The sequence below is a fragment of the Amedibacillus sp. YH-ame10 genome (assembly GCF_053848885.1).
In genome coordinates this window covers 1-8371 of the sequence record NZ_JBSPFA010000055.1, presented here as the reverse complement: position 1 = coordinate 8371, position 8371 = coordinate 1, and the positions used below count along the sequence as shown (strand labels likewise).

General features: G+C 36.5%; 10 protein-coding genes. 9 read left to right on the top strand and 1 reads right to left on the bottom strand.

The window, feature by feature from the left end; genetic code table 11:
- The first annotated feature begins 255 nt into the window (after positions 1-255).
- Both ACWG42_RS14685 and ACWG42_RS14680 read left to right on the top strand, forming a co-directional pair.
- Entirely contained in the window at positions 256-1224 is a 969-nt protein-coding gene (locus ACWG42_RS14685; protein ID WP_455793314.1) for a DUF952 domain-containing protein, read from the top strand.
- 12 nt (positions 1225-1236) lie between these two features.
- Positions 1237-1677, top strand: coding sequence for a GNAT family N-acetyltransferase (locus ACWG42_RS14680; protein WP_455793313.1), 441 nt, complete (start codon positions 1237-1239; stop codon positions 1675-1677).
- Between the two features lie 32 nt (positions 1678-1709).
- Here the strand turns inward: ACWG42_RS14680 and ACWG42_RS14675 are convergent, their stop codons facing one another.
- Positions 1710-2819 (bottom strand): FAD:protein FMN transferase, encoded by a 1110-nt coding sequence (locus ACWG42_RS14675; protein WP_455793312.1) that lies wholly within the window; start codon positions 2817-2819, stop codon positions 1710-1712.
- 258 nt (positions 2820-3077) lie between these two features.
- Between ACWG42_RS14675 and ACWG42_RS14670 the strand changes: the two genes are divergently transcribed.
- Genes ACWG42_RS14670 through ACWG42_RS14640 form a run of 7 tightly spaced genes read left to right on the top strand, consistent with a single transcriptional unit; the run spans position 3078 to position 8175 of the window.
- Complete coding sequence (locus ACWG42_RS14670) at positions 3078-4370, top strand: RnfABCDGE type electron transport complex subunit C (RefSeq protein ID WP_455793311.1); 1293 nt, start codon at positions 3078-3080, stop codon at positions 4368-4370.
- Positions 4371-4382: 12 nt separating this feature from the next.
- Positions 4383-5891, top strand: a complete 1509-nt coding sequence (locus ACWG42_RS14665) for an RnfABCDGE type electron transport complex subunit D (RefSeq protein ID WP_455793310.1) — start codon at positions 4383-4385, stop codon at positions 5889-5891.
- Between the two features lie 11 nt (positions 5892-5902).
- Positions 5903-6412, top strand: coding sequence for an FMN-binding protein (locus ACWG42_RS14660; protein ID WP_455793309.1), 510 nt, complete (start codon positions 5903-5905; stop codon positions 6410-6412).
- 14 nt (positions 6413-6426) lie between these two features.
- Positions 6427-7086 (top strand): electron transport complex subunit RsxE, encoded by a 660-nt coding sequence (rsxE, locus tag ACWG42_RS14655; protein WP_455793308.1) that lies wholly within the window; start codon positions 6427-6429, stop codon positions 7084-7086.
- A 3-nt stretch (positions 7087-7089) separates the two neighbouring features.
- The gene (locus ACWG42_RS14650; RefSeq protein WP_455793307.1) at positions 7090-7671 is read left to right on the top strand and encodes an electron transport complex protein RnfA; all 582 of its coding nucleotides are present in this window, start codon (positions 7090-7092) and stop codon (positions 7669-7671) included.
- A gap of 1 nt (position 7672) precedes the next feature.
- Positions 7673-7843: a hypothetical protein gene (locus ACWG42_RS14645; RefSeq protein WP_455793306.1), complete on the top strand. Its 171-nt coding sequence runs from the start codon at positions 7673-7675 to the stop codon at positions 7841-7843.
- A 23-nt stretch (positions 7844-7866) separates the two neighbouring features.
- On the top strand, positions 7867-8175 hold the full coding sequence (locus ACWG42_RS14640) for a (Fe-S)-binding protein (RefSeq protein WP_455793315.1): 309 nt from the start codon (positions 7867-7869) through the stop codon (positions 8173-8175).
- The last annotated feature ends 196 nt before the right edge of the window (positions 8176-8371 follow it).

The following is an 8371-nucleotide window of genomic DNA, read 5'->3' as shown; positions in this document are numbered from 1 at the left end:
CTTTCTAGAACCTTGCCTAGCCATGGTGATCTATCCTCGTAATCTTGCGAGACATAAAAGTACAAAGACTTATCCAACTATAAACAAATAAATAGAGCCATGGCAATACTCTCCTTTAAAAGGGCAACGCCTTACTATAAATTAATTGATAAGGTTCTACTTATAGTTTATCAAAAAAATGAAAGGAGTGTATGATACTCTGTCGCAAGGTACACAAGTATCATACAAGGAAAGCATATGGAAATCTTACATTGTATGTTGAAAAGTGAATATGAAGAAATAAAAGATAAATCTTATTATGGGGAACAATGTATAAAAAAAGAAGGGTTTCTTCATTGCTCAACATGGAATAGTTTTTATGAAGTAGCACCCTTCTTTATGAATGATGAAACAGAGAAGGTTTTATTATGCATTGATACGGAGTTGGTAAAAGCTCCTATAAAATGGGAAGATAATGGCGAAGGTATTTTGTATCCTCACATATATGGACCCTTAAATATGGACAGTGTTATAGAAGTACAGCCGTTTCTATACAAAGATGGCATATGGGATAGAAAAGCATGTGTACATGTATTGATGAATACCAGTTGTGTGGATGAAGATTGGTGTTTTAGTGCACTTAACAAACATATTCATGAAAATGATAGGGTATGCGTCGTTGCCTTTAGTTTTTGGGATGATACAACTACGATAGATGATTGGAATACGCAATATGCTAAAGATAATGGTGTATGGTATAAGGCGAATACGGATGTTTGGAAACGCTATGGGATAGCTGAGGAACAGGTCGTGTGGGTGAATTATTTTGAAGATAGTCATGAAAGTGCGAGGAATAAGATTGTAAATAGTAGTGTTGTACTTTTTACGGGTGGTGCCCCAGATTTGATGATGAAGCGTATCCATGAATTTGATTTACAGGATACATTAGCTCGTTATCAAGGGGTAATGATTGGATATAGTGCAGGAGCAATGATACAACTACGTGAGTACCATATAACACCAGATGTTGATTATCCAAGTTTTTCTTATGAAGAAGGTTTACCTATGGTAGATGGCTTTGACATTGAAGTGCATTATGAGGAAACAGACGTACAACATGAATATATGAAAAAAGTGATACAAGAGAAACAGTGTAAAATATATGCGATATATGATGATGGTGGTGTTGTTGTGAAAGAAGATACCATTGAAACATTCGGCCGTGTAAAGCTATTTGATAAGTAAAGGGAGATGTACATGGAAATACAAGTGATGAAATTGGAAGACTATGAAGAAGTTTATGAGTTATGGCGGAATACGCCTGGTATGGGTTTAAATGATAAAGATGATTCCAAAGAGGGAATCAACAAATACTTAATACGAAATCCAAGCACATGTTTTGTGGCACGAGAAGAGGGATGTTTGCTTGGTGTGATTTTAAGTGGGCATGATGGTAGAAGAGGGTTTATTCATCATACTGCAGTGGATGTGAAGAGACGTAAACAAGGGATTGGGAGGGCACTTGTTGATGCGGCTATGATCGCTTTAAAACAAGAAGGTATCCATAAAGTGGCAATGTTGGTATTCTCGAAAAATGAGGAAGGAAATCAATTCTGGGAAGGACTTGGGTTTGAGGCACGTGGTGATATTATCTATCGCAATAAGCAACTTGTGGAACTTGAACGCATCGATACATAATATAAAATAAGACAGTGCGTGGGTGCATTGTCTTATTTTATAGAATCTTTTATTCCATCAGTTACTACTATTTCATATCCATTCTTGGAAATAGTGGTAGTTTCATCTTCTTTTGGTTGTTTTTCATCATAAACCCAGATGGCATTCACTTCAATGCCTTCTTTTTCTTTTAGGTTTTTAATCAACTGTAAGCCATCTTTATGAGAAAGGGTATATAACGTTGTAGATAAGATATCCGCAATCCCACTATCTTCTGTAATTACAGTCACGGAACGACAATGTCTTGCGGGCATAAGCGTGCTTGGGTCTATAATATGATGCATGATTTGATCACCATACATATAATAGCGTTGATAATCTCCACTTGTTACAAAGGACATGGATTCATCTATAAGAACAGATACCAAAGAATCACTAGAGTATTCTTTTAAATTTGGTATTTGTACACCTACTGACCAACCATCACTTTCAGGTTTATTACCAATTAAACGAATATTACCTCCACCATTCAAGATAGCATTTTTACATCCCTTTTTTTCAAGTTCTTGCGCGATTTTTTCTACTGCATATCCTTTCGCAGAACCACCAACATCTAAGGAAACATCTTTGTCATCGATATAGACAGTACTATTTTTTGAATCTACTTTGATATGATCCCAACCAGTATGTTTCTTTGCGTCTTGAAGGACGTTGATATCAGGTATGGTACTTGGTGTATTGTTTTTGTTTGCGAGTAAACCTTCTTCACGAGCATCGTGCCAGATATTCAATACAGAACCCATCGTTATATCAAATTGTTGATTGGTTAAAGAAGCGTACGTTTTATTTAAGGCAAGGAAATCGATGATTTCTTTGTCTACCTTTACAGGACTTATACCTGCTTGATCATTGATCGTTTTCATGTTGTTTATATTCTCATAATTGTTATATTTATCAAAGAGATGATCATAACGTTTAAACTCTTGTTGCACAATATCTTTATAGGTGTTGAAGGTTGCTTCGTTTTCCGTATACGCAATAAAAGAAACGACAGTATCAAAACCTAAATCTGTTGCGGTCATTGAATATTTTTTAAGTGCAGTACTACAGCCACTTATAGGAAGTAATAATCCTATACAAAGTAGCATCCATATTTTCTTCATGTATTTATCACCGTTGTTATTATACCATTATTTCATATTTTTTAAACATGTTTGCACCATGTGATGAAAAAGCGGTGGTAACAATTGGATATTTGTATAATACGTGGGTTACAGGTAAATGATATAAGAATAAAAACCAAAGAAAATACGAAATAATTCTTTTTATCGTATGGTGAAAATGCTATAATGAAATCAGTATGTGATCTCGAAAACTGTCTGTCACATATGGGATTATTTAGGAAAGGTAAGGTGAGCGAAATGTCATTGTTTAAAGGTCCTATGCGCCAGCATATACATGGCTATAAAGATCTGACTGCTCATGGAGAAGTAAAGGAAGTAAAAGCTGGAAAAGAAGTTTATATTCCTTTGATCTGTGGAGCTGTTACAAATCTTGACATGCTTGTTAAGGAAGGTGACCGTGTTTGTATTGGCACAAAGGTTGCACAATGTAATGAACGTAATATAGTACCTATTTACGCGAGTGTTTCTGGAACTGTAAAAGGGGTTCAGAAAATTATGCATGCTTCGTTAAAACCAGTGGATCATCTCGTGATTGAGAATGATGAAAAGTATGAGAAAGTACAAGCTTTTTCTCCGTTGGATTATGAACAAGCAGATCGTGAAACATTAATTGATTTCATGATGAATGCAGGTATCATTGGATTAGGAGGAGCTGGATTCCCATCTTATATCAAATATAAGTTTGCGAAAGATGTGGATATGTTAGTTATTAATGCGGTAGAATGTGAACCATTTATTACGGCAGATTATACAACTATACAACAACGCTCTAAAGAATTAAAAACGGGTATTTTAGCTATGAAGAAGATGGCTATGGCAAACCGTGTAGTCATTGGAATCAAGAAAACACATCCAGATTTGATTTCATTTGTAAACTCTGTGTTTGAGGATAGTGATGGAGTTGAGGCTAAGGGTGTTCCTGATGTATACCCTATGGGATGGGAACGAGTTCTTGTTCGTGAATTGTTACATAAAGAATACGATAAGCTACCAGGAGAAGTGGGAGCTGTTGTAAATAATGCAGAGACTGCAATTGCTTTTGGTGAGGCATTGTTGTATGGAGATGCGATTGTATCACGTACGATTACAGTTTCTGGTAATGGAATCAAAGAGCCTAGCAATGTTTGTGTTCCAGTAGGTGTTCGTGCATGTGATGTTGTAGCTGCATGTGGTGGATATACTGCTGAGGAAGTAAAAATCATTGCAGGTGGACCTATGATGGGAAAAACAATCGTAAATGATCAGTTTGTAATTGATCGTAATATGAATGCTCTTACGATATTGGAAAACAAACCATTCCAAAGCATTGCTTGTCTTCGTTGTGGAATGTGTTCTGATCATTGTCCAGCAGGTTTACAACCTGTTCGTATTGCACAAGCAGTTAAGATTGGGGATAAGAGTTCTATGGAACGCTTATGCGCAATGGATTGTATCGAATGTGGGTTATGTACGTATGTATGTCCTTCACGTTTAGATGTAACCGAAAATGTAAGAAAAGCAAAACGTCAATTGATGGCGGCGAAGAAGTAGGGAGGGAAGAATATGAAATATATATTTAATGTTTCTCCAAACCTACGAGCGAAGTTAAGTACGCAACATATTATGCGTGAGTTGATGTTTGGATTATTAGTCGTATTTGCATTTTCATTAGTGTATTATTATCAAGTATATTCTATGGAATATGCACTACAAGCAGTTAAATTGATGGTGGTTTCCATTGTGACAGCATTGGTTACTGAAATTGGATGGGCATTCTTTATGAAGAAGGGTGCAAAGTTTGATTTCGCATATATCAAAGGATTTTTAAATGGAAGTTTTGGCTGGATTACTGCAATCATTTTAACATTGATGACACCAATCAGCATTCGTCCATTTGCCTTAATTGTAGCAACGTTCTTCTCTATCTTTTTTGCGAAGCTGTTGTTTGGTGGTTTTGGAAATAATATCTTTAACCCAGCAGCGGTTGGTAGAGCTATTATATTTGCGACATTCATGGGAGCGACTACCGATGTCATTACATCTGTAACACCAACAACATTGATTGCGAATGAATTCAATTGGTTAGTAACCGATCCTACCATGATTACGAAGATGATGGAAGAAGTTGGCGGGTTTGGTAAATTGTTTATGGGTTGGTACCCAGGAGCTGTTGGTGAAACCAGCGCACTCATCATTCTTATCGTTGGAGTTTACTTATCCATTCGTAAAGTCATCGATTGGAGAGTACCTGTTATTTATTTAGGAAGCATCTTTGTATTAACCGCAGGAATTGCATTGTTTAGAGGTGTGGGAGATTATGGTAGCTTACCAGGTGTCCTATGGTATCCACTTCTTCATGTATTAAGCGGTGGGGTTGTGTTTGGAGCTGTATTTATGTTGACTGATCCAGTAACTTCACCTACGAGTGCACAAGGGCGTTGTATCTTTGCATTAGGAGCTGCGATCATCACAGTATTGATTCGTGTGAAAGCAAATTTACCAGAAGGATGTTTATATTCTATCCTTATGATGAACATGTTATCTCCGATGATTGAAAAAGCATTGGATGGAAAACAACTTGCATTGCGTAAGAAAGCAACAATTATCTTTACTACGGTATTTGTAGTAGGATTAGGTAGTGTATTATTAGCAGCAAGTGCAATTGAAGCAAAACAACCAGATCCAAAAGTGTTCATTTCTACAAGTGATGAAGATGTGAATAAGTTTGAAGCTAAGGTTGATGAAAAAGTGGATAATGGAGATGGAACAACAACCTTTAAAATTTCATCTCAAGGATACGCCTCTTTTGAAGATCCTACCATCTACAACAAATTCGAGATCATTGTAAATGTAGAAACAGCAACGGTAGAATCGCTAACACCAACAGAAATTAACGATACTCCATATAAGGGAGATAAGATTGATAATGAATCATTCTTAGGACAATTCAAAGGAATGGATCTTAAAAAAGATATAAAAGTTGAAAAGAACGATGCAGTAAGTGAAGCTACGATTTCTTCTAAGTCATGTGTACGTGCAGTAGAAGAAGTTCGTAAAGCACTTGGATATTAGGAGGTAAGAACATGAAAAAGATTATACATTTGACTGTTTTCTTAGCTCTGATTGCGGCCCTTGCGGGAGCTGCTCTTGGATTTGCGAATAATATGACAGCACCTGTTATTGCGGCAAATGAATTGGCAGCTGAGAAAGATACATTAAAAGTAATTTATCCAGATGGAACTTTTGAACTAGTAGAAAAAGATGTTAGTAAAACAATTGAAAAAATATTCAAAGTTGAAGGCAAAGGTTATATTTTCAAGATGAAAGTATCTGGATATAAAGATGGTACTAGCTTTCTAGTTGCGTTAAAGAGTGATGGAAGCGTAGATGATTATGTAGCCATTAGCAATGGAGATACAAAAGGCTTAGGTACAAAAGTCACGGAAGAGCCTTTTCGAACTTCTTTGAAAGATAAGAATGCAACGAATGGAGATATACTAAACGATGTTATTACAGGGGCAACGGTTTCTAGTAAACCAGTTCTTGAAGGTATTGTAGAAGCTGCCAAATATCAGGCAGAGAATTTGAAATAGGAGGGGATGGAAAAATGAATCGTAAAGAAAATTTTACTGCAGGTTTCCTCCGCGAAAATCCTGTGTTCTCACTGTATTTAGGTTTATGTTCAACCCTAGCCATTACTACGACATTAAACAATGCCATTGGTATGGGAGTTGCGGTTATTATTGTTTTGATTTTATCCAATGTGTTAATTTCATTGGTACGAAATATTACACCTAGTGAAATTCGTATTCCAGTATACATTGTCATTATCGCAACGTTAGTAAAAGTAATTCAGATGTTGATTAAAGCATATGCGCCTAGTTTAGATAGTGCATTGGGTGTGTTTATCCCATTGATTGTTGTAAACTGTATTATCTTAGGCCGTGCAGAAGCATTTGCTAGTAAAAATGGAATCTTTGATTCCGCACTTGATGGATTAGGAATGGGGCTTGGGTATACGGTTTCCATCATCATTATGTCTTTGATTCGTCAAGTATTAGCTACAGGGATTATCTCTTTTGAAAATCCATTTAATGCGGCACAGACATTGTTCTCTTTCCGTGTGATTCCTGAAGATTTCACAATCTCTATGTTTTCACAACCGTTTGGGGCATTCTGTACATTTGCCTGCTTAGCAGCTGGGCTTGCGGCTTTTAAAAGCTACCAGTCAAACAAAGCTAAGAAACAAGAAAAGGAGGCGAATTAATCTATGAATTGGTCAAATTTATTTGTAATGTTGATTACCTTTGTATTCATCAATAACGTTGTCTTAAATCAATTCCTTGGGATGTGTCCATTTATGGGAGTATCCAAAAAGAGTAGTTCTGCCATTGGAATGGGAGCTGCAGTAACCTTCGTTATTGTTGCGGCATCCATTGCGACCTATGGTTTATACTATGGGGTATTAAAACCCTTGAAATTAGAATACATGGATTTGATTACCTTTATTCTAGTCATTGCGGCTTTGGTACAGTTGGTAGAAATGATTATCAAGAAAACAAGTCCTTCACTATATAAAGCGTTGGGTGTGTACTTGCCATTAATTACTACAAACTGCGTTGTATTAAACGTAACGTTAAATAACATTACAGCAGGGTATAACTTTGTGGAAATGATTACGTATTCTATCGCAATTCCTGTTGGATTTACATTAGTACTTTATATTTTCTCTACAATACGTGAGAGATTAGATGCCTGTGATACACCACTTTCATGGAAAGGTAATCCAATTGCGCTGATTGTTGCGGCTATTATGGCGTTGGCTTTCAGTGGATTGATGGGTCTAGTATAACATGGACTATATCATGCCAGTCATCTATTTAGGAATTCTTGGGGCAGCTTATGCATTCGTATATCACTTGAATCATAAAACACCATTACCTAAAGGGTGCGAGAATTTAAAAGCAGAGTGTAAAGGATGTCACGATACATCCTGTTGTAATAACCCTGCTCATGAACAATAGGAAAGGGGTATCATCATATGACAATTGTTGTGGCAATCTTAATGATGCTTGTCTTAGGGGCAATTTTAGGTCTAGGACTTGGAATTGCGGATCGATTCTTAAGTGTAGAAGTAGATGAGCGTGTTGAAAAAGTAAGTAGTATGTTACCAAACTACAACTGTGGTGGTTGTGGATATGCAGGTTGTTCTGGACTTGCGGAAGCATTAGTGAACGGTGAAGTAAAAGTTGTGGGTACATGTAAACCATGTAAACCTGAACAAAAAGCTGCAATCGCAGAGTATTTGAATACAACACCAGGACCTGATGGGGTATGCGTAGAAGTAAAAGCTTAGAGGCTGTAACGAATAAGAAACAGCCATAACATAAAAAAACACGTCAATCTCATAAGAGGAAGACGTGTTTTTTTGGTTCTTTAACATTTGGTGTTGGTGGATGAAAAACGATACAAATTAAGGCTTAAGCGGAGATGGTTGAAAAATCATCTCTTTTTCATTGTCTTAATTTAACCATAGTATTCGCAATAAGTAA